Genomic DNA, 581 nt, shown 5'->3' with positions numbered 1-581 from the left:
GTGAATTAGAGTTTTCATTATTGATGATTATTGTATTTTCCTCTGCTTTAAAATAATCCTTAGTTAAAACATTAAAAGAACATACATTTTCATTATCAAGCCAATCATCTAAACCTTTAGCTATTTCAAATTGGATATTTTGCATACAAGCAGGAGCAAAAAATACCCTTTTATGCATTATGGTATCTTTTTCTCTATAATCTTCATTATATTTATGAAGTTCTTTAAAATATCCTGCTCCTAATTCCTTTTTTTCAAATTTTTTATAAGCGTCTTTATAGGATTTAGGGATATTTTTAGGGATAATAAATATCAGATCAATCAAATGCACTCCAAGTCTAAGTTTGCATTCTTTAAAATCATAGCCTTTGGTGAAATTTTGTTTAAGCAAATTAAGTGTATTGTCATCACTTAAGCTTAATAAATCATTTTTTGTGATTTCAAATTTATCAAAACCTTGTTCGTTTTTATGTTGAATATCGTTTAAAAATAAATTTGCAATTAAAAGATTGTCTTTTTGGTATTTATGTTCTTTATAATGAAGTCTTAATATAGGTTCTTTTAATTCTGTTATATTATTG

At 24.8% G+C, this 581-nt stretch carries 1 pseudogene; it reads right to left on the bottom strand.

The window, feature by feature from the left end:
- Positions 1-581 (bottom strand): annotated as a pseudogene (locus H2280_RS08445) (hypothetical protein); the annotation flags it as partial.

The organism is Campylobacter sp. 2457A (assembly GCF_020135895.1).
Classification (GTDB): domain Bacteria; phylum Campylobacterota; class Campylobacteria; order Campylobacterales; family Campylobacteraceae; genus Campylobacter_D; species Campylobacter_D taeniopygiae.
Note: the sequence above shows the minus strand (reverse complement) of the source record. Positions and strands in the feature narration are given on the sequence as shown.